Below are 22,456 nucleotides of genomic sequence, written 5' to 3' on the forward strand. Positions count from 1 at the left end.
TGACAAATTTACTCATCAAATAAAAATTAATACTTTAGTCTTATTCTTATTGCAATCAACATAATTCTAAATCTAGCCATCAGCACATCTTCTTTCGATTAAAGCAATCAAAGTGCCTCAAATTTTCTCGAGAATAAAAGTATCAAATGGAGTCTTGCAATGAACATTTCAGAAGCTATGCCACATGGTTTAGATCGTAATCACGAATTTCATCGCCAATATGGTGCCAATGCAATTTTGCCTGAAATCAAGTGGCAAGAAATTTTTCCATCTACATCCTTAAAAAATGTACATGTACGTGCCTTGGAACAGATTTACCAAACTGCAGTACCTTTGGCTTTACAGGTTTTTGAACAATTAAAATTTGATGTATTTACACCAGCAGCTTATCACCCTCAAGGCTTAGGTTTATTTGATAAATTGGCACAACAAGAAAATCAACTTATTCAACGTTTAGCATCAGAATGCCGAGATTTAGATGAACATACGCGTCATCAAGTGTGGAGTATGTTGTTGCGTGGTGGTGCCGTTTTGGTCTTTAAAGCTTGGCTTGGTAAAGTGAAAACTGGTGAAAATATGCTTGATACCACGCAGTTTGATGAAATTTCAGATTTACTCTTTATCAAAACACCGCCGCTTGCACTCGCAGAACAATTAGGCATCGATGCATATGCAGATTTCGATCATATTTTTCTCATGTATGGCAATGAGGTGTTTTTAGATCGTTTTAATGGACTTGAAACGGCTGCACTCTTTGTTGATCTGAAAGTTTATGATGCCGCTTTTTTAAGTCTTAGAGATGATCGCGTTGCAGAATATTTAAAACGCAAGGGCTATGTAACACAAGATCAAATTGATGAACTTCAATGTGCACTCAATCCTCTATATTGTAATGAGTTGACACCTAAACAGGACTGTTTAGCCTAAAGTAGATACACATCGAAAAAAAGACCTTTGATTAGGTCTCTTTTTCAAATCTAAGAATCAATTAAACGCGTTTTTCTTCGATGTTTAATGCATTAATCGCTAATACAGCCTGAGTACGATTTTGAACGCCTAATTTACGGAAAATCGCGGTCACATGCGCTTTAATCGTTGCTTCAGAAACATCAAGTTCGTATGCGATCTGTTTATTCAACAAACCTTCCGCAACCATCATTAACACTCGGAATTGTTGTGGTGTTAGAGATTGAATACGTTCTGCTAAAGCTGTTTCATCTGCAGCACGTGGATCAAAGTTTAAATTCGCAGGCAGATTTGGCGGTAACCACATATCCCCTTCTAATACCTGACGAATCGCTTCACCAATGTGACTTGGATGCGCTGATTTTGGAATATAGCCCATTGCACCATGTGCAATCGAGCGTTGAATAATTGAAACTTCTTCATGCGCCGATACGACAATAATTGGTAACGATGGATACTGTGCACGCACATGCACCAACGCTGAGAAGCCTGATGCACCTGGAAGATTCAAATCTAAAAGTACTAAATCTGGTTCAGGACCTTTTTCTAAACGTTCATAAAATTCATTAACAGCAGCTGTTTCATGGATTTGGGCTTGCGGTAAGCTGTAACGAACTGCTTGAATTAAAGCATGACGAAACAGTGGATGATCATCAACGATTAAAATATTCATAAGCGAGGCGAGAGATCTCAAACACAATCAATATACTAACTGTGCTATAGCTGTTAAGGATATATAAATATTAACGAATTTTTGCAGAAAATGTCGGGCTAAATCTTACAAACGCGATTTTTTTATGTAATTTTGAAAATTAGATAAGCACATCACTTTTAAATATAAAATTTATTCAAATACTGAAATAGCTTATTCATAATCATAAATATAAGTTTATTCAGTTATTTATCACTAATTTATATCTCAAGAAGATTAAATTCCCGCTATATACGCAAAAATGATATTTATTATTATTTTGCTTATTTTACAGAATAAGCATTAATCCACATAAATAGTGCATCCGAGATTAATTTTAAATTTTTAGGTTTGTACTATGTCTACTGCTCAACAAAAACCCTTAAATATCGTTGCTGTCTCTGGCGGTCTAAATAATCCTTCAAAAACTGAAGCGCTTGTTCAAGCGATTTTGGATGAGTTAGGTGAAGCAACACCAATTCATGTGCATTTTATTAAATTTAGCGAAATCGGTCATTTATTAGGTGGTGCCATTTATCGCAATCAGCTGCCGCAACGTGTTCAAGATGATCTTGCTGCTGTTGAAGCCGCGGATGCATTGATTGTGGGAACGCCCGTATATCGCGCATCTTTCACAGGTTTATTTAAACATTTCTTTGACTTTGTAGAACAAACTGCGCTGGTAGATGTGCCTGTATTACTAGCTGCATCAGGGGGCAGTGATCGCCATGCCTTAGTACTTGAGCATCAATTGCGTCCTTTATTTAGCTTCTTCCAAGCACAGACTTTGCCAATTGGCGTTTATGCAACTGATCGTGATTTTACGCCTGAATACACCATTCACAGTGAACTATTACGTGCGCGCATTACCTTAGCCATTGCTCGTGCTTTACCAATTTTAGAGTGGGCACCAGCCAAAGGTAAACGTGCTGAGGTTGTGAAAGATAAAACCCAACAAGCCAATCAAAACTTGGGCATTAACAAACAAATTGAACAAGAAGAAGTATTACCTTCAGCAGCAGTACCAAGTTTAGATGCAGCAGAGTCACGCTTGCATCACAAGAATAATGCTGCCCCAAAAATTGAAGTGGCATAAATATAATTGAATCAATGAGGGTATAAGCCATGTCTAATGCAGGAAAACAAGCGATTAAATTTGCCTATTGGGTTCCAAATGTCAGTGGTGGTCTTGTCGTCAGTAATGTTGAACAACGAACAGACTGGTGCTACGACTACAATGTTCGACTCGCGCAAGCTGCTGAAAAAAGTGGATTTGAATATGCTTTGACACAGATTCGATTCACGGCAGGATACGGTGCGGAGAATCAGCATGAATCTGTAAGCTTTAGTCATGGCTTATTGGCAAAAACTGAAAAGTTACGTGTAATCGCAGCAATTTTACCAGGCCCTTGGAAACCCGCGCTGGCGGCTAAACAGCTCGCGACAATTGATCATTTAACCAATGGTCGTATCGCTATTAATGTTGTGAGCGGATGGTTCCGTGGTGAATTTGATGCCATCGGTGAAGAATGGCCTGAACACGATCAACGATATGCACGTTCAGAGGAGTTTATTCGTAGCTTAAAAGGCATTTGGACGCAGGATAACTTTAGTTTTGATGGAAAATATTATCAATTTAAAGACTACACCTTGAAGCCAAAACCTGTTCAAAGCCCACATATTGAAATTTTCCAAGGGGGTAGCTCGCGTGCCGCACGTGATATGGCATCTCGTGTTTCTGATTGGTATTTCACCAATGGAAACACGCCTGCTGAAATTAAAAAGCAGATTGATGACATCCGTGAAAAAGCCAAGCTGAATCACCATCAAGTCAAAATTGGGGTGAATGCCTTTATCATTGCTCGTGATACTGAAGAGGAAGCAAAAGCTGTACTTCAAGAAATCATTGACAATGCAAATGTAGAAGCAGTCAATGCTTTTGGTGATGCAACTCGTGAAGCAGGTGCCGCAACTCAAGAAGGTGAAGGTAACTGGGCAAAATCAACATTTGAAGATCTTGTCCAATACAACGACGGGTTCAGAACAAATCTCATCGGTACACCGCAACAAATTGCTGAACGTATCGTTGAATTAAAATCAGTTGGTGTGGATCTGATCTTATCTGGCTTCTTACATTTTATAGAAGAAGTTGAATATTTTGGTGAAAAAGTACTGCCTTTAGTTCGAAAACTCGAAGCTGAACAGCAACAACACATCACCGCTAAATCAGCTTAATTGGTCTTCGATTAATTAACAACGATCTGAATGAAATCAGCGCTTTGTTCAGTCTTGTTTTGACCCTGATAACTATAATAATAGCGTCATGCAGTAGCAACTTACCCCCCAAGGCTCGGCTTGGGGGCTTTTTATTGGATAATTCATATAATCTGATCAGCAACAGTACATCGAAAATTGAATAAATCGTACATTGTTCCGCTGTTACACGGTTATAATCACCTCAAAAATGAAGACAGCACAGCCTTATGGGTTCAATTCAATCAATAGAACATTCAAACAATTCCTCTGGTACTTCAGCGAATAAAATGGCGGTTCATATTATTTTCGCTATTGCATTAGCGCATGGATTACATGATCTGATCCAGTCTTGCTTACCTGCCATTTATCCCATGCTGAAACTCAATTTTGACTTGAGTTTTACCCAAATTGGGATTATTTCTTTGGTCTATCAAATGACTGCATCAATTCTACAACCTTGGGTTGGACTCTACACTGATAAGCATCCTAAGCCCTACCTCCTCCCTTTGGGTATGTGTGTTACACTGCTAGGTATCGTTCTGCTGGCATTTGCATGGACTTTTCCAGTCTTACTGATTTCAGCAGCACTCATTGGTGTGGGCTCATCCGCCTTTCACCCAGAAGCCTCACGAGTAGCGAGAACAGCATCAGGTGGTCGCTTCGGAACTGCTCAATCCGCTTTTCAAGTGGGTGGTAATAGCGGCTCTGCCGTTGGGCCACTGTTGGCCGCAGCAATCATTGTACCGAACGGTCAAGCCTCAGTTGCTTGGCTCATGATATTTGCCATTTTCGCTATTTATCTGCTTTACAGAATCAGTCGATGGACCATTCAATATGGTGTTCAAGCTGCTTCAGCAGTAAAAGCCAAGCAATCAACACCGTTGAAAGGTTCTAAACTTGTACAGGGAATTGTGATTATCTGTGCGTTAATGTTTGCAAAATTCACGTACATTGCAAGTATTGGAAATTACTATACCTTCTATTTGATCGAAAAGTTTCAGGTCAGTATTCAACAAGCTCAGCTTTATTTATTTGCTTTTTTAGCCGCAGTCGCAATCGGTACTTTTGCTGGCGGCCCTATCGGTGACAAAATAGGTCGTAAAGCTGTCATTTGGATTTCCTTCATTGGCATGGCACCCTTTGCATTACTCATGCCACATGTGAATTTGATGTGGACGTGTATCTTTGCGATTCTTGCTGGATTGATTATGTCTTCCGCATTTTCAGCAATGGTTGTATATGCACAAGAAGCGATGCCAGGTCGTGTCGGCATGGTCTCTGGTTTGATGTTTGGTTTGATGTTTGGGATCAGCGGTATCGCGGCAGCAGCTTTGGGCTATGTGGCAGATCATCAAGGTATTCGTTGGGTCTTTCACTTTAGCTCATACTTACCACTACTGGGCTTATTGACCTTCTTTTTACCTAGAACCAATTGATCTGCGTAAGATGATCATCGCTACGATCTCAGGTAGGATTAAAAGCAATTAAGATTTATTTTTAGGCAAAGGTTTATTATGTATACAGGTATCGTGCAAGGGTTAGAAAAAGTATTAGATATACAGCATAAAGAGGGATATCGGACTTTTGTGATTTCTAATGAGCTCAATCTTTTTCATGATGTATTTATCGGCGCCAGTGTTGCGATTAATGGTGTTTGCTTAACCGCTACACAAATTGATCTGATCGTTGGTCAAGTGCATTTTGATGTTTCAAATCTGACACTTGAATTAACCACTTTAGGTCAACTCAACGTCGGTGATGAGGTCAACATTGAACGCTCCGCTAAAGTAGGTGCTGAGAATGGTGGGCATAATTTATATGGTCATATTGAAGGCACTGCAACCGTAAAGCATTTAACCAAAAATGGTGAAACGTTTCATATCGACCTTGAAATTCCAAATGGCAATATCAAATATTTCTTCTTAAAGGGCTTTATCGGTTTAAATGGCTGCAGTTTGACAGTCAATCGAGTTGATCGTGCAAACAATCAAATCTCAATCGATCTTATTCCAGAAACTTTACGCTTAACCACATGGAAATATGTTCAAGTCGGCGATCAAGTCAATTACGAAATTGATCAGATGACACGTACGCTTGTCGATACTTTAGAAAATATTCACCAAAAATAAATAAAAGCCTCTACGATGGAGGCTTTTTCATAATCCATTGGATCTAAGAGTAGAAACTCGGTTCTGGAACTTTTCCAGTTAATGCCCACTCTCCGACTTCCTGATATTTATAATCAATTGGATCATGCAGGGTTTGGGTTCGTACATTACGCCAGAATCGATCTAAATTCAGTTTTGCAGTAGTCGCGCGTGCACCCATCACTTGAAAAATATTTTGTGTCACATAAAGTGAAGTATGAGTCGCTGCGATTTTGGCGGTAGCGATTGCAATTGAGGCTTCACCACGTTGCTCCGCAGTTAATGTTTCCCCTTCATCCCACGCCTTTTGTAATGTATTGATCGCTTTTTCCGCGAGCAAGCGCACACCTTCAAGTTGCACATAAAATTCGGCGAAATGCTTCTGGGTAAATGGATCATTCACCGCTTGTTCAACCAGTGATTTCGACCAAGCTTTTTGTGTTTGAACTGTCTCTTTCGCAACATTGAACGCTCCCTCAGCAACACCTAAAAATAAATGCACGAAAATCAGTTGAGCAATTAGCGGTCTCAAACTTGAATAAGGTGTACTTAAAGGACCGGGATTGAGGAGCAATTCATCCTTGCGAATTTTGACCTGTTCAAAATGACTGGTACCACTATCCGTTTGACGTTGCCCCATATTATTCCAATCTCCAAGAAAGCTCACGCCCTCTCGTGCTGTTGGAATCACGCCAATCAGTAACTTTCCATCTTCATTAAATCCCGAACAGAGCAAAATATCTGAATCAATTGATCCTGAACAAAAACTTTTATCACCATGGAAGATAAATTCTTCATCAGAAACTTGTTTCGCGGTTGTTCTACGATCTAATGGATTTAACGTATTACCCCAAAATAAGTTGTGTTTGGCGGTTTGTCTAAACCAATCTCCATATTGAGCTGGCTGTGCAAAAAGTTGTACCGTCGCTATAAGCAAATGATGAAAGCCATATACATGCGCAAGCGAACTATCGACTTGAGCAATGGTTTGAATGGTTTTAAAAATCGTGCTCCAAGTTGCACCTTGCCCACCAAATTCTTTTGGAATAGATAAAGACAATAAACCACTTTGTCGAATTAGATCTCGCTGAGCCTTTGGATTTCCACCCTGTTTGTCGCGTTCTGCTGCGGTCTTCGCAAACTCAGATGCAAGTATTTGCGCAGTCTCAAGTGGCGTTTCAGGGTTAAAATTTAGGGGAGAATTCATTTTTATATTCCGTATCGCATCTGCTGATAAGCTTAGCAGATCAACATGATTTGACTTATCACAATGCCTGCTTTTCTTATCACTGAACTAAAAATACCGCTAGTTGAACTAACGGTATTTAAAACATGACTTCGTCTGTTTAATCGGGATTACTGCTGTGATTTCACTTCAGCAATTAATTGATCCACGACTTGTGGATCTGCCAAAGTTGAGGTATCTCCCAAACTATCTAGCTCATTAGCGGCAATTTTTCTCAAAATTCGGCGCATAATCTTGCCTGAACGTGTTTTTGGTAATGCTGGCGCCCAATAAATTGCATCTGGTGTAGCCACAGGTCCTAAAACTTTTCTTACCCAACCTACTAGCTCTTTCCTGAGCTCTTCTGACTCTGGCGTATCTGCCTGTAAAGTTACATAGGCTGCAATCCCTTGACCTTTGATGTCATGTGGCATACCCACAACGGCTGCTTCTGCAACATGTTCATGTGCAACCAATGCACTTTCAATTTCTGCAGTCCCCAAGCGGTGTCCCGAAACGTTCAGAACATCATCCACTCGCCCCGTAATCCAGTAATAACCATCTTTATCACGGCGTGCACCATCTCCCGTGAAATAATTCCCTGGATAAGTTGAGAAATATGCCTCGATAAAACGATCTGGATCACCCCAAATGGTACGCATTTGTCCTGGCCAAGAATCTTTGATCACCAAATTACCTTCAGCCTCTCCTTCTAGCTCTTTACCATCAGCATCAACCAAAGCAGGTTGTACACCAAAGAATGGGCGTGTTGCAGAACCAGGTTTAAGTGCAGTTGCGCCCGGTAAAGGCGAAATCATGAAGCCACCTGTTTCAGTTTGCCACCATGTATCTACAATTGGACAACGACTTTCACCAACTACGGTGTAGTACCAGTTCCAAGCTTCAGGATTAATTGGCTCACCGACGGAGCCCAACAAGCGTAAGCTACTACGGTCACTTTCACGGATAAATGCATCACCTTCACGCATCATCGCTCGGATCGCCGTTGGTGCCGTATATAAAATTGTGACGTTGTGCTTATCTACAATATGTCCTGTGCGTGCCCAAGTTGGGTATTGTGGAACACCCTCAAACATCAATGTTGTCGTCCCATTTGAAAGCGGACCATACAACACATAAGAATGACCAGTAATCCAACCGACGTCAGCGGTACACCAGAAAATATCGTCTTGTTTTAAATCAAATACTTCCCTAAAGGTAAAGTTCGCGTAAGTCAGATAACCGCCTGTAGTATGTAGCACACCTTTAGGTTTACCCGTTGAGCCTGAAGTATATAAAATAAACAACGGATCCTCTGAATTCATTGGTTCAGGTGGACAGATATCTGTGACTGTCATGATTTCCATGTGATACCACAGGTCACGCCCTTCATGCATCGTGATTGGGTTACCAGTACGATGTACCACAATGACATTTTGTACAGAACTCGTCCCGTCAAGCTCCATCGCTGCATCAACGTTTTCTTTCAGTGGAATTGGCTTTCCACCACGCATGCCCGAGTCTGCTGTAATGATGACTTTTGCTTGGCTATCATCAATACGACTTGCTAAAGAATCTGGTGAAAAACCTCCAAACACCACGCAATGTACCGCACCAATACGCGTACATGCCAACATCGCAATGGCTGCTTCAGGGACCATTGGCATATACAGAACAACACGGTCGCCTTTAGTCACGCCATGCTTCTTGAGAACATTGGCAAAACGACAAACTTCATCGTGTAATTCTTCAAATGAAATAATTTTATGGCGTGATGGATGATCACCTTCCCAAATAATCGCAGGTTTATGTGGGTGTTCTTTTAAATGTCGATCGAGACAGTTTTCACTGACATTTAATTGGCCATCTGCAAACCATTCAACTTTGTAATTCTCTTTATCAAAGTTGGTATTTTTGACTTGTGTAAAAGGCTTAATCCAGTCTAGTTTCTTGGCTGCTTCGGTCCAAAACGCTTCGGGGTTTTCAATAGATGCTTTATACCGCTCGAAATATTGCTCTTCATTGGTTCGTGCAGTTTTTTTAAAAACTTCGGGTACTGGATATATTTCATTCATAATTCGCATCCTTGATTTATGTTTCTCATCTCGAGAGTTGTCTTGATCATACTGATCATTTTTTGTCTTATATCTTGAGTATGACTATACTTTAAAATTTCAAACAATCATGCTTTGGTCGTAGACTGAGCATTCATTTATTTCAAAAGTTATCCGTATCTTCTTGCCAATTGAACAACCTAAAATATCTAACAATCAATGATCCGAATCATTGCTGATCATCATTCCTAAGCAAGTAAAATCTGTCGTTGTCAAAAAACTCCATTTTTTTATCAATAAATACCATTTCGATTTTTTTGTTGGACAAGGTGCTGAATGTTTATAAAAACATACAATTTTTTTTGTTATTTTCAGTTTATTCAATGAATATAAATGATGATAAAACTTGAGAACGTGATTTTTATTCACTGTATTTTCAGGCAAAATGTAAACATTCAATACATTTGGAACACTCGTGGCTGAACAACAAAATTCTTTGAGTCAGGTGGCTCAAGGTACGACTCAACTTCTACAAGATGCAAGTGAGAAAACGGCTCAAACCGTCATTGCACATACTGCGAAATACAATGATGCATATACCACCATTGATAAAATCATGGATGGCTTTTGGGAACGAATCCCTTATATCTGTATTGCTTTGATTGTATTTACCTTATTTTGGTTGTTGTCTAAGCTGTTCAAATTATTTGTCAGAAAAGCACTTTCAGAGCGTTCATATACCAAACAAAATTTAGTGCTCGTCCTCAACCGCGTCGGTAGCTCTTTTATTATTTTCTTTGGCTTCTTAATCGCGATGGTTATTGCAATTCCAGGGTTTACACCTGGACAGCTGATGAGTGCACTGGGGATCGGATCTGTCGCAATTGGTTTTGCATTTAAAGATATTTTTCAAAACCTGCTCTCTGGTATCTTAATTCTACTCGGTGAACCCTTCAAAATTGGCGACGATATTATTGTGAATGGTTTAGAAGGGACCGTTGAAGATATTCAAATTCGTGCAACCTACTTACGTTCACCTGATGGTCGTCGTATCGTCATTCCCAATGCAACGGTCTATACCAATGCAGTGACCGTCAATACGGCATATCCACGTCGTCGTTGTGAATTCGTGGTTGGTATTGGTTATGAAGATAATGTTCAAAAAGCGAAAGATATTATTTTAAGTATTTTAGACCGCGATCAACAGATTCTCAGTCAACCCGGATTTAGCGTGAATGTCTCTGCCTTAGCTGATTTCTCAATCAACCTCACTGTACGTTGGTGGGTGAATACGGGTGAAACTGCGACATCTACATCTATCAGTTTAGTGCAAGAAAAAGTAATTCAAGCTTTTGCTGAACATGAAATTTCGATTCCATATCCAGTTCAAGAAGTTAAAGTCTATCGCGGAGATTCTTCACAAGAAGATGAATCACCACGTGCTAAACAGACGACCTAACACATAAGGAATCACCGTCTCAGTACGGATAATTCGGTTGCCTAAGCTGACAGCTTGGCAGCCGTTTTTTTTGAGTAAATCAATCTCATAAGGAATATAACCACCTTCAGGCCCAATCAATATCGTGCACGGGTGCTCAATCGCATGAGGCATACTGTGGGTTGCATAAGGATGTGCTACATAAGCTGGTCGTTCAACGGAAATCATTTGAGGAAGAATATCTTCCACAAAAGGTTTAAAGCGTTTATATATTTCGATTTCAGGTGGAAATGTATCACCCGCTTGTTCTAAGCCCAGTTGAACATAGTGATCAATTTGCTGTAAAAATGGTGTTTGCCAATAGCTTTTATCGACCCGATAGCTGTGCAGCAAAATGATTTTTTCTACGCCTAAAGTTACAGCATCTTGAATCAATCGTCTCAATACTTTCGGTCTAGGCATAGCAACGATTAACGTTACAGGTAATTTCTTCGGTACAGGCTCTTCATAAAGTGGCTGAATTAAGATTTCCCTTTCAGAAATTTCTATGACCTCAGCTGTATATCGACCAGCACCTCTAATACCAACCTTTAAAGTATCTCCAATTTTAATATCAAGTTGATGCTTCAGATGCTCAATTTGGCGTGCAGATTGAATCGTCCAGAGGTCATCCTGTGCTGATGCAGGATCAAGCAATACAATATTCATATACTTAAAAACTAAAGGTATTGATTCAGGACATGAATATGTTTTTGCAATGACCCTGTATTCCGTTGCATGATCTTTTGAGCCTGATTTTGTACTGCTAAAATCGTTTCATCCTGAGATAAGCACTGAATAAGATGATTCACCACCTCTTCCGTAGTTTGACCGATTAGAATCCCTTTTTCTTCCACAAATTCATCGACAATGGTTTGAAAGTTAAAGTAGTTCGGTCCAATCACAGTCGGGACATTGAGTGATATTGGCTCTAAGATATTATGCCCACCGCCAGGTTCATTTAATGATCCACCCACAAAACTTGCTTGGCTCAATGCATACCAAATCCACATTTCACCCATACTATCAGCAAGATAAACTTGTGTATCAGCCTCAATGATTTCACCTAAACTACGTCGATGCATTTTTAACTCATGACTTTGAATGGCTTGTGCAACTTCATAAAAACGTTCTGGATGACGCGGTACAATAATCAGCAAGACGGCAGGATGATCATTTAAATAATCTTTAAACTTAGATAACAGATTTTTCTCTTCAGGATGATGTGTGCTTGCAATCGTAATAATTTGGCGTGCTTGCAAATCCCAATCTTGATGAATTTGTTGCGCTTTCAATAGCATTTCTTCGGGCGCATGAATATCAAACTTAATACTACCCACTGTTTGACTATGCGCTGTAGCAGCACCTAAAGCCCTAAATCGATTCAGTGAAGCTTCATCTTGAGCCAAAAGTTGAGTCAGACCGCTGAGCATAGGCTGAGTAATACTTGGTACTTTGGCGTATCCTTTTGCTGACTTTTTAGATAAACGTGCGTTCACCAAAAAAGTGGGTATTTTACTAATTTTCGCCTGATCAATTAAATTGGGCCATAGTTCCGTTTCAACCAAAACCAACATTTTAGGTTGATATTTTTTTAAAAAAGCACTGACTAATTTTTTTTGATCTGCAGGTAAATATACTGCTTGAAAAAGATCTACATATGGTACTTTTGCAAATAAGGATTTAGCTCGTGCCTGACCTGTTTTGGTGGTATTCGTAACCAACACAGCATACCCAAGCTTTAAATAATGTTCTATCAGAGGTTGTGCAGCATTGGTTTCTCCAACTGAAACCACATGAAACCATATCGCATTAAGATTTTTTGGAGATTGAAACGGACCGAAGCGCTCTAAGCACTCTTGATGAAATTGCTCAATATTGTCTGCTCGCTTTTTTATACGCCATTTATAAATTGGCTTTAATAAAGCCAATGCTGCGTTATACCAAAATGGAGTTGTCAAAACGTAAGACCTCGAGCTTTCTTAACAAAATAGGGCATGACCACGAAGTTGAGATCATACCCTGCGAATTTTTTCGGTTCAAATACTTATCTTAAATTTCAATTTCCTTGTAAAAAAGGATAATCGATATAGCCTTCAGCCACATTCGTCCCGATCATATTTTCTAACTTTAATTCATTCAAAGGAGCATTCTGTACCAAACGCTCATATAAATCAGGATTGGCGATATAATCTTTACCAAAAGACACTGCATCAGCTTGACCTGAAGTGAGAAGTTGTAAAGCATCCTCTCGACTTAAACGCATATTGGCAATAAAAGGAATACCTTGTCCACGCGCTTTTAATTCTTGACTAATACTGTCTTCTGCCAAATATTCACGTGTAAAGAAAAATGCAATGTGTCTTTGACCGAGTTGTTCTAACACATAACCAAAAGTTTCACGTGGATCATCATCACCCATATCGTGTTCATCACCACGAGGAGCTAAATGTACACCTACTCGACCAGCACCCCAAACTTCAATTAGCTCATCCACGACTTCTAACAAGAAACGCGCACGATTTTCCACCGAGCCGCCATATTCATCTTCACGCTGATTGGTTTTCGATTGCAAGAATTGATCAATTAAATAACCATTCGCCGCATGCAATTCCACACCATCAAATCCTGCCTCTTTAGCACGAATTGCTGCTTGTTTATATTGCGCTGTAATCGCGTGAATTTCAGAAATTTCTAATGGACGTGGCAAGACATAAGGACGTTTCGGACGCAACAAACTGACATGTCCGGCTTGTTGAACAGCACTCGCCGAAACGGGTATATCACCCTTCAGTAAATCTGGATGTGACACACGTCCAACATGCCAAAGCTGAGCGACAATTAAGCCATCTTTGTCATGAACAGCTTGGGTTACTTTCTTCCACCCTTCCACTTGAGCATCAGTGAATAATCCTGGCGTATTTAAATAGCCATTCGCCTCCTCAGAAATTACGGTCGCTTCTGAGATAATTAATCCACTACTTGCACGTTGCGCATAATACTCAGCCATCATTTCTGTTGGTACACGATCATCTGTCGCACGACTACGCGTTAAAGGTGCCATAACCACGCGATTTTTGAGCTTTAATTCACCAAAGACTACTGGGCTACTAAAATCAGTCATTCATCTATCCTCTTCACTCATTATCGTTAGAGTGATTGTTGAAGGTGTTCTGCAAAACTTTTTATCAGTGCTTCATTACGAGAAAAATAAGACCATTGACCATGCTTAGTAACATGAACCAAACCTGCTTGTTGTAAAACAGATAAATGATTAGACATGGTTGACTGAGATACATCTGCAATTTTTTCAATCTGTCCTGCACATACGCCACGACTAAAATCTTGCACGCACTCATCTTGTGGAATAAAGCGCTCTGGATCTTTTAAACATTGTAAAATTTGGCGGCGTATCGGGTTCGATAAGGCTTTGAAAATTGCTTCAGTATCCATCTCATTTCACTCAAGTTAATGATCTGCACTGTGCTGAACTCATTATATCGATTTATATAGATATTAATATCGAATTATTACGATATTTAACAAATCGAGTTTATGAATGACTGTGCCGAATAATTCTGATTCTAACATTGAACTGATTTAATCTAGCAAGCTTCGTGCTAGAACGAAAAAGGCAGGGCTTTTGCCCTGCCTTTTTTTAAAAAAATATTAAAGCCCTTGTTTCAAACTAGCTTCAATAAATTTATCAAGATCACCATCTAACACGGCACCCGTATTTGAATTTTCAACGCCAGTACGTAAGTCCTTAATACGTGAATCATCCAACACATAAGATCGAATTTGGCTCCCCCACCCAATATCCGATTTAGAATCTTCTAGTGCTTGAGCTGCTTCATTACGCTTATTCATTTCCAATTCGTACAATTTAGCACGAAGCTGTTTCCAAGCATGATCACGGTTAGCGTGTTGTGAACGCTGGTTCTGACAAGCCACCACAATTCCAGTTGGTGCATGGGTTAAACGCACGGCAGAATCTGTTTTGTTAATGTGCTGACCACCTGCACCTGAAGCGCGGTATGTATCCGTACGGACATCTGCTGGATTGATCTCAATTTCAATGTTGTCATCAATTTCTGGAGACACAAAAACCGCTGAGAATGAAGTGTGACGACGGTTGCCTGAGTCAAAAGGTGATTTACGAACTAAGCGATGTACACCTGATTCAGTACGTAACCAACCATAAGCATATTCGCCTTCTACACGAATTGTTGCCGATTTAATCCCAGCCACATCACCGTCAGATTCTTCCATTAACTCCGCTTTAAAGCCATGACGCTCAATCCAACGTAAGTACATACGTAATAGCATAGATGCCCAATCTTGAGCTTCAGTACCACCTGACCCCGCTTGAATTTCGACATAGCAAGGATTTGGATCCATTGGATTACTAAACATACGTCTGAATTCAAGTTTAGCCAGTTCAGCCTCAGCTGAATCAAGTTCTGCTTGAACATCTGCAAGCATTTCTTCTTCATCCGCTTCTACAGCAAGATCAAGCATCGCTTGTGCATCATCAAGTTGTGTTGCTAAACCATCTAAAACATTTAAAACGTTTTCGAGCTCACCTTTTTCTTTCGCCATCGCTTGGGCACGATTTTGATCATTCCAAATTGCTGGATCTTCAAGTTCGCGGAGAACCTCCTCTAAACGCTCTTTCTTTAGATCGTAGTCAAAGATACCCCCGTAGTGTTTGACCACGTTCGCTCAAGTCTTTTAGCTGGAGAAGATAAGGATTAATTTCCACGGTGTAGATCCTAAATATGTCTATATCAAAATTGCCAATATTTTAACACAGCCAAGTAAAACTTGAGAGTTTGCTTTTTTATTCAATATTCTCTTGACCATTGTTTAGTTATTATTAACAATACATTTAATTATTAAAAAATACTTACTTTATTTTTACAACAATAAGCAGAGACTTATGAAAATGAACAAAACCTATTTGGCTTTGGCCATCCTCCCTTTGACAACTTCAGCCATGGCCTACCAAGCTCAAATTGATGCTGGATATACCTATTTTGACCATGATAGTCTCAAGGTTGATTATCACGGTGTATTTGAAACAGAAGGTACTTATTACTTCAAAGCAGTTGATACTGAAAATAAACCACTTAATGAGGCTGCATTTCTTGGCCACCATAATCGCGTTTCAGCGAAATATAGTTTTCAGCATATTAAAGACGATAAATTGTATATAAATGAAACAGTTGCGCAAAGCAAACAAGAGCTGCACGGCTATTCAATAGGGGGAGAATATTATATTGATCAACTGTACTTCACAGGTGAGGTCGGTCGTCAACATTATAAAGTGGAGTCACGCTCAAGCTCACTAAACGGTTCATCTCATGCTAAGCAGCGTTTCGATCTAACCACCTATAGAGCTCTCGTTGGTTATACTCCTATTCAAAATTTACTGATAGCAGCAGGTATTAATGCTTATAAAGGTGAAGGCTTTGATGAAAATGCTTTTGCTTTAAAAGCCAAATATGTCACCCCATTAGGCCAAAATGGTCAATATCTCAATTTAGAATTGGATGGTAGCTTTGGACATGATATTGATTCGATTACATTTGGTGGGGATTATTATTTAACTCAACGCTTAAGCCTAGGTAGTGCTTATACGCGAGATACGAATAGCACTAGTAAAATTCATAAAGACGAATACCAATTACGTGGCAAATACTTTATCAATAATAACCTCTCTCTTGGGAGTATTTTAAGATTCAGTGATGATGAAGATAAGTTTAATATAAACGGAACATATCGATTCTAATTCCATTCAACATGGGGAAGTAGCAGTGCCAAAACTGCTACTTTCGTTCAAATTGCATACAATTCATATTGAAAAGCAACATAAAATGACTAAAACACCTTATCTTTCACATGAATTAACATGATTTTTTATTTTTTAAAATCAATAATTTAAAGTTTTATTTTTACATAAAAATTACACAAGATACATTACTGTTACTTTTGCTTGATTGATCCTTCATGATTTTCCCCTACACTGAACTTGTAACAAAAAATGTATTAACAACTAACTCTATTGAGGGGAAGTATCCATGAAAAAATTAGCAATCGCGTCTGCGCTTCTTTCTGCTTTAGCTGTAACTGGAACTGCAAATGCATATCAAGCTGAAGTAGGTGCTTCTGCAGGTCTTATCGATCCTGATAATGGTAGTACAAGTGGTTCATTTGGTGTTGATGGTACTTATTATTTCCAACCAGTTCAAACACGTAATGCTCCACTAGCTGAAGCTGCATTCCTTGATCGTGCAAGTAATGTAAATGCGAAATACCAATACAGCGAAGTTGGTGATGATGAAAGACATCAATACGGCGTAGGTGTTGAATACTTCGTACCTAATTCTGATTTTTATGTAAGCGGTAATGTTGGTCGTGATGATCGTAAATTTGATATTGGACCTGATTTTGATGAGACAGTTTATGGTGCTGAAGTAGGTTATTTGCCTGCACCTGGCTTATTAATTGCAGCAGGTCTTAAGGGTTACGATAACGACTATGATGATGGTGTTGACCCAACATTACGTGCTAAATATGTAACTACATTGTCTAACGGTAAAGATATCAACTTAGAAGCTGGCGCTGCATTTGGTGACCTTGATGAATATAATCTAGCTGCTGATTACTTCATCGATAAAACTTTAAGTGTTGGTGTAGATTACTATAGTAAAGATACTGGTCCTGCAGATACAAACGAGTTTGGTGTAAGCGCACGTAAATTCTTCACACCTCAAGTCAGCTTAGAAGGTCGTGTAGGTTTTGGTGAACTTGCGAATAATGATTACAACAAATTCGGTTTAGCTGCTAAATATCGCTTCTAATATCTTGATTAAGATTTAATGTTTCTTAAAAGCCCATCTTAATGATGGGCTTTTTTTGTGCAAAAACCTGATGGAATGTCATTTTATGTACATTGACTCATCCCCTTTTGTTCTTACAATAGAAACTAGCTGTCACAAAACAGTCATATTTCTATAACAAAGAGAGTCAATATATGTTTAAAAAAATTACACTTGCGACTGCACTTATTGCAAGCTTAGGAACTGCACATGCGTATCAAGCTGAAGTTGGGGCTACAGCCAAATTGATCGATCCTGATAATGGTAGCAATTCTGCAGGTTTTGCGCTTGATGGCACATATTATTTTAATCCTGTTCAAATCAAGAACTCTCCATTGAACGAAGCTGCATTTTTAAATCGTTCGAGCAACGTGAATGCAAAAGTATCTTATGACGACTTTGATGTAGTCGAATACTGGAATTATGGTGTTGGAATTGAATACTTTGTTCCAAATACTGATTTCTATCTAAATGCCAATCTTTCTCAGGAAACTCAAAAAATACCTAACACCCCTGATAATGATGTCACAAACTATAAAATTGAAGCTGGTTATTTCTTAGCACCATCTTTATTGGTCGCAGCTGGTTTACGTGGTTGGGATGATGACAACGATGATGGTATTGACCCTACTCTTCGAGCAAAATATGTCACTCAAATTGGCGCAAACGATGTGAATTTAGAGGCTGGTGCTGCATTTGGTGATTTAGATGAGTTCTCTTTAAGAGGCGATTATTACATTGATAAAACACTCAGCGTGGGTGTCGACTATTTCAATCAAGATTTCAACGGCGGATCTTTTGATGAATTTGGTGTAAATGCTAAAAAATTCTTCAATCAGCAAGTAAGTGTCGAAGGTCGAATTGGTTTTGCAGATGACGGTAATACCTTTGCTGTACGTGGTGCATACCGCTTCTAATCTTTGAGTGCTAAAAACCGCTCTAATGAGCGGTTTTTTATTGATGCATATGTAAAATGCGCATTTGTAAACTGGTATTGCCATTAAAGGTATTTTTATCCAGCTCATAGACCAAGCGAATTTCATTGAGCATCGGATCAAACTGATATTTATCTGCTGCGTTAAAGGCGATTGCCTCCACCACTTGACCATTTTCTAAAGCTACACGCAGTTTCAAGTGCACATCCTTAAGCCAGCGATAATCCAAAATTTTAAAAACTCCCTCGAATACAGGCGCAGGAAACTTTTGCCCCCAAGGACTTAAATTTTGTAATACGTCCACCGTTTCAATTTGGAAAGCTGATGCTGGCAACTCCCCATCCGTCCATAAAGTTGCAGTAAACAGACTTTCATCTTGACTGGCGATCAACTGCTCAAATACCTGCTTAAACTCAGCAAAATATTCTTTTTTAATGGTTAGACCTGCAGCTGCAGCATGCCCACCAAAGTGACTGACAATATGTGGATATTGCTCAGCCACACGCTCAATCGCATCCCGAATATGAATTCCCTCAATCGAACGCGCTGAACCTTTGATATGAATGCCATCTTCATCACGGGCAAAAACGATACTCGGACGATGGAACTGCTCTTTTAAGCGTCCTGCCACAATTCCAATCACGCCTTGATGCCAATGTGGCTCAAACATAATTAATGCTGCAGGTATTGCATCCTTATCTAGCTGAATTTGATCTAATGCACTTAATGCTTCTTGTTTAATCTTGCCTTCAACCTGACGACGCTCAACATTGAGTTGATTCAGCTGTTCAGCCAAAGGATATGCTGTAGCCAAGTCGGATGCCAAGAGACATTCGATGCCAATGTCCATGGTTTCCATACGCCCTGCCGCATTAATTCGCGGTCCAATCACAAAACCTAAGTCTTGCGCTTTCAGTCCTGCAGGATCACGTTTTGCAATATCTAATAAGGCTGAAATCCCGGGGCGACATAATCCTTGTTGAATCCGCTTTAGACCACTGTCGATTAAGATTCGGTTGTTATAGTCCAAACTGGCAACATCGGCATAGGTCCCAAGCGCTACCAAATCCAAATAGTTAATCATTTGTGAAAAAGACTTGCCCATTTTTTTACGATGACTAGATAAATTCGCCAACACATAAAAGGCAACTCCTACTCCTGCCAAAGCTTTACTTGGAAACTCACAACCGAGTTGATTCGGATTCACCACTGCCTCAGCCATAGGCGTTGGCTTGGTTGTGAGATGATGATCAGTAATAATTACTTGCATGCCATGATCTTGGGCTTGCTTAACTCCATCATGACTTGAAATACCATTGTCGACCGTAATCAACAAATCAGGCGTAAAGTTGGCAAACGCAAGATCTGCTATAGCAGGTGTCAAACCATAGCCATACTTAAAGCGATCAGGGACTAAGTAATCAACATCTGCCCCCATGTCACGCAATGCAAGCATCATCAGTGCTGTACTGGTTGCACCGTCAGCATCGTAGTCACCGACAATCACAATTTTTTTGTGTTGATTGATGGCTTGGTCAATCAACTGAATTGCAGCATCCAAACCTTTCATGGTTGGCGCCAATAAATGTTTTAATTTCAGTTCTAATTCTTGTTCAGATTCAACGCCACGACGTGCCAAAATTTCGGCAATAAATGAAGGCACGCCCTGAAAATTTTCAGGGCGTGTTAAAAATGGACGTTGCTTGATTTCAAATTTTGGCATTTATGGCATCAATCGTTGTAATTTCCACGCACCGTCGATTTTTTCATAACACAAACGGTCGTGCAAACGGTTTGGGCGACCTTGCCAGAACTCATAATAATCTGGCTCTATACGGTAACCACCCCAGAAGCCAGGCTTATCTAAAGTTTGTTGATCTGCCACACGCTCATGCAAATCATTAAAGCGTTGCTGTAGCTCGTCACGGCTCGCAATCACACCACTTTGTGGGGTACTAATATGCGCTGCAATTTGACTATCACGCGGACGCTTATGGTAATAATCAGCGGATTCTTGTTCCGAAATTTTTACCACTCGACCTGAAATGCGAATTTGGCGTTCTTGTTCTGCCCAATAAAACAGAATTTGCGCATAAGGATTGGCTACTAAGTCGAGTCCTTTTTGGCTGTCATAATTGGTATAGAACGCATAACCATTTTCATCCGCACCTCGAAGTAATACGGTACGTACGTGCGGTCGACCATCGGCATTTGCCGTAGCCAATGACATGGCATACGGTTCGTGAAGCTGAGCTTCTAACGCATGGTTAAACCACAATAGAAACTGTTCATGTGGATCAGCATTCACTTGATCCTCATGTAATTCGCCTTTTTGATAATTTAGGCGCAGTTCACTGAGATCTTTAATCAAATCACTCATGAGTCAATCCCCGATTAAGCTGCTGCATTAGCACGTACAGCATCTGCCAAAGCATGTGCCAGTGCAGTCACTTCTTGAAGATTATCACCTTCAACCATCACACGAATTACAGGTTCAGTCCCTGACTTACGAATCAGTAATCGACCACGACCTTTAAGTTGCGCTTCGGCTTTGGCAAATTCTGCAGCCAATGCAGGTACTGAGTATGGATCAAACATTGCATCTAAACGGACATTTACAAGCACGTTTGGCAGTAATTTAAAGTCAGCAACCAACTCATGCAATGCTTTCTTCTGTTCAACCATGACAGTTAAGACTTGTAGGGCTGCAATAATCGCATCACCTGTGGTGCTCTTGTCTAGAGTTAAAATGTGACCTGAAGGTTCACCACCAATAACCCAACCGTTTTCCTCTAAACCTTGCAATACATAACGGTCACCAACTTTGGCACGTAGCAGTGGAACTTCTGCTTTTTCAAGTGCTAATTCAAGTGCCATATTGCTCATGAGCGTACCGACAATACCGGCTGGTTTATTGGCACTTTGTGTCGCCAAGATATATAGAATATGATCGCCATCAATCAGCTTTCCATTCTGATCCACTAGAATGACACGATCTGCATCGCCATCAAATGCAATACCCAAATCTGCTTGATGCTCAACAACAGCAGCTTGCAAACTCTCAGGATGAGTTGAGCCACAGCCTTGGTTAATATTCAAACCATTCGGTTCATTATGAATCGCAATCACTTTGGCACCGAGCTCACGGAATACCGCAGGACCCACGTTATATGCTGCTCCATTGGCACAGTCGACGACAATCTTTAAATTGTTTAAATCATAATGGTATGGGAACGTTGATTTACAAAATTCAATATAACGACCTGGAGCATCATCAACACGCACACTTTTTCCTAGACTCGCAATATCATCAATGACAATATCTTTCTCGAGTTCAGCATTAATCTCATCTTGAAACTCGTCTGGTAATTTTTTTCCTTCTGAAGAAAAAAACTTAATGCCATTATCATGATAAGGGTTATGTGAAGCTGAGATGACAATCCCTAAACTGGCATGCAAAGCACGAGTTAAATGAGCAATGGCAGGCGTAGGTAATGGACCCAATAAATGCACATAAACACCAGCTGCGTTTAAACCCGATTGTAAAGCCGCTTCTAAAATATAACCTGATAAACGAGGATCTTTGCCCATCACCACAATCGGTTTATTTCTTTTTGTTCTACGCTTAAGTACTTTACCCGCAGCAAACCCTAATTTGAGTGCAAACTCAGGTGTGATTGGAAATACACCGAATTTCCCACGAATACCATCAGTACCAAAATAACTCATTCATTCTCTCACTTCTTAGCGGGTGATTAACATCATCCTTTTTCAATGCGCACCACTTTACACCAAAATAAAAAAACCGTCATTTACATGAC

At 39.9% G+C, this 22,456-nt stretch carries 20 protein-coding genes; 9 read left to right on the forward strand and 11 right to left on the reverse strand.

Annotated elements, in window-relative coordinates; translation table 11 throughout:
• Positions 1–159: 159 nt before the first annotated feature.
• The gene (locus AC1M84_RS04235) at positions 160–927 is read left to right on the forward strand and encodes a hypothetical protein (RefSeq protein ID WP_481594494.1); all 768 of its coding nucleotides are present in this window, start codon (positions 160–162) and stop codon (positions 925–927) included.
• Between the two features lie 61 nt (positions 928–988).
• Here AC1M84_RS04235 and AC1M84_RS04240 read toward each other — a convergent pair whose 3' ends face one another.
• A complete protein-coding gene (locus AC1M84_RS04240; protein ID WP_035265788.1) occupies positions 989–1,639 on the reverse strand; it encodes a response regulator in 651 nt (216 codons plus the stop codon).
• 376 nt (positions 1,640–2,015) lie between these two features.
• On the opposite strand from AC1M84_RS04240, the gene msuE reads away from it, so the two are divergent.
• From msuE to AC1M84_RS04260, 4 genes are all read left to right on the forward strand, one after another.
• On the forward strand, positions 2,016–2,753 hold the full coding sequence (msuE, locus tag AC1M84_RS04245) for an FMN reductase (protein ID WP_481594495.1): 738 nt from the start codon (positions 2,016–2,018) through the stop codon (positions 2,751–2,753).
• A gap of 29 nt (positions 2,754–2,782) precedes the next feature.
• Complete coding sequence (gene sfnG / locus AC1M84_RS04250) at positions 2,783–3,892, forward strand: dimethylsulfone monooxygenase SfnG (protein ID WP_481594496.1); 1,110 nt, start codon at positions 2,783–2,785, stop codon at positions 3,890–3,892.
• A gap of 308 nt (positions 3,893–4,200) precedes the next feature.
• Positions 4,201–5,349 (forward strand): MFS transporter, encoded by a 1,149-nt coding sequence (locus AC1M84_RS04255; protein ID WP_481594552.1) that lies wholly within the window; start codon positions 4,201–4,203, stop codon positions 5,347–5,349.
• Between the two features lie 78 nt (positions 5,350–5,427).
• Entirely contained in the window at positions 5,428–6,042 is a 615-nt protein-coding gene (locus AC1M84_RS04260) for a riboflavin synthase subunit alpha (protein WP_481594497.1), read from the forward strand.
• A gap of 43 nt (positions 6,043–6,085) precedes the next feature.
• Here AC1M84_RS04260 and AC1M84_RS04265 read toward each other — a convergent pair whose 3' ends face one another.
• Together AC1M84_RS04265 and acs are read right to left on the reverse strand one after the other, a co-directional pair.
• Positions 6,086–7,267, reverse strand: a complete 1,182-nt coding sequence (locus AC1M84_RS04265) for an acyl-CoA dehydrogenase family protein (protein WP_481594498.1) — start codon at positions 7,265–7,267, stop codon at positions 6,086–6,088.
• Between the two features lie 149 nt (positions 7,268–7,416).
• Positions 7,417–9,360, reverse strand: a complete 1,944-nt coding sequence (gene acs / locus AC1M84_RS04270; protein WP_481594499.1) for an acetate--CoA ligase — start codon at positions 9,358–9,360, stop codon at positions 7,417–7,419.
• Positions 9,361–9,814: 454 nt separating this feature from the next.
• Here acs and AC1M84_RS04275 point away from each other — a divergent pair, with 454 nt between their 5' ends.
• On the forward strand, positions 9,815–10,798 hold the full coding sequence (locus AC1M84_RS04275; RefSeq protein ID WP_180028484.1) for a mechanosensitive ion channel family protein: 984 nt from the start codon (positions 9,815–9,817) through the stop codon (positions 10,796–10,798).
• Here the strand turns inward: AC1M84_RS04275 and AC1M84_RS04280 are convergent.
• From AC1M84_RS04280 to prfB, 5 genes are all read right to left on the reverse strand, one after another.
• Entirely contained in the window at positions 10,772–11,485 is a 714-nt protein-coding gene (locus AC1M84_RS04280; protein ID WP_481594500.1) for a 16S rRNA (uracil(1498)-N(3))-methyltransferase, read from the reverse strand. The genes AC1M84_RS04275 and AC1M84_RS04280 overlap by 27 nt on opposite strands.
• 11 nt (positions 11,486–11,496) lie before the next feature.
• Complete coding sequence (locus AC1M84_RS04285; protein WP_180028486.1) at positions 11,497–12,777, reverse strand: 3-deoxy-D-manno-octulosonic acid transferase; 1,281 nt, start codon at positions 12,775–12,777, stop codon at positions 11,497–11,499.
• 98 nt (positions 12,778–12,875) lie between these two features.
• Complete coding sequence (locus AC1M84_RS04290; protein ID WP_035265802.1) at positions 12,876–13,940, reverse strand: alkene reductase; 1,065 nt, start codon at positions 13,938–13,940, stop codon at positions 12,876–12,878.
• Positions 13,941–13,966: 26 nt separating this feature from the next.
• On the reverse strand, positions 13,967–14,269 hold the full coding sequence (locus AC1M84_RS04295; RefSeq protein ID WP_035265803.1) for an ArsR/SmtB family transcription factor: 303 nt from the start codon (positions 14,267–14,269) through the stop codon (positions 13,967–13,969).
• Positions 14,270–14,485: 216 nt separating this feature from the next.
• Positions 14,486–15,581 (reverse strand): peptide chain release factor 2 gene (gene prfB / locus AC1M84_RS04300; RefSeq protein ID WP_143047395.1). Its coding sequence is split into 2 segments (ribosomal slippage): positions 14,486–15,508 and positions 15,510–15,581, totalling 1,095 coding nucleotides; the frame shifts between segments, so codons are not numbered across the junction.
• Positions 15,582–15,758: 177 nt separating this feature from the next.
• Between prfB and AC1M84_RS04305 the strand changes: the two genes are divergently transcribed.
• The 3 genes from AC1M84_RS04305 to AC1M84_RS04315 all read left to right on the forward strand — a co-directional run bounded on the left by AC1M84_RS04305 (position 15,759) and on the right by AC1M84_RS04315 (position 18,617).
• On the forward strand, positions 15,759–16,610 hold the full coding sequence (locus AC1M84_RS04305) for a putative porin (protein WP_481594501.1): 852 nt from the start codon (positions 15,759–15,761) through the stop codon (positions 16,608–16,610).
• 289 nt (positions 16,611–16,899) lie between these two features.
• Complete coding sequence (locus AC1M84_RS04310; protein WP_035265806.1) at positions 16,900–17,682, forward strand: putative porin; 783 nt, start codon at positions 16,900–16,902, stop codon at positions 17,680–17,682.
• A 173-nt stretch (positions 17,683–17,855) separates the two neighbouring features.
• Positions 17,856–18,617, forward strand: a complete 762-nt coding sequence (locus AC1M84_RS04315) for a putative porin (RefSeq protein ID WP_180028487.1) — start codon at positions 17,856–17,858, stop codon at positions 18,615–18,617.
• Positions 18,618–18,654: 37 nt separating this feature from the next.
• Here the strand turns inward: AC1M84_RS04315 and recJ are convergent, their stop codons facing one another.
• From recJ to glmM, 3 genes are read right to left on the reverse strand one after another with little or no spacing between them, the layout of a single operon-like run.
• Positions 18,655–20,358 (reverse strand): single-stranded-DNA-specific exonuclease RecJ, encoded by a 1,704-nt coding sequence (gene recJ / locus AC1M84_RS04320; protein WP_481594502.1) that lies wholly within the window; start codon positions 20,356–20,358, stop codon positions 18,655–18,657.
• Positions 20,359–21,015 (reverse strand): pyridoxamine 5'-phosphate oxidase, encoded by a 657-nt coding sequence (pdxH, locus tag AC1M84_RS04325; RefSeq protein WP_092766509.1) that lies wholly within the window; start codon positions 21,013–21,015, stop codon positions 20,359–20,361.
• 14 nt (positions 21,016–21,029) lie between these two features.
• The gene (gene glmM, locus AC1M84_RS04330; RefSeq protein WP_035265813.1) at positions 21,030–22,364 is read right to left on the reverse strand and encodes a phosphoglucosamine mutase; all 1,335 of its coding nucleotides are present in this window, start codon (positions 22,362–22,364) and stop codon (positions 21,030–21,032) included.
• Positions 22,365–22,456: the final 92 nt, after the last annotated feature.

The organism is Acinetobacter sp. 24-47-66, assembly GCF_056779755.1.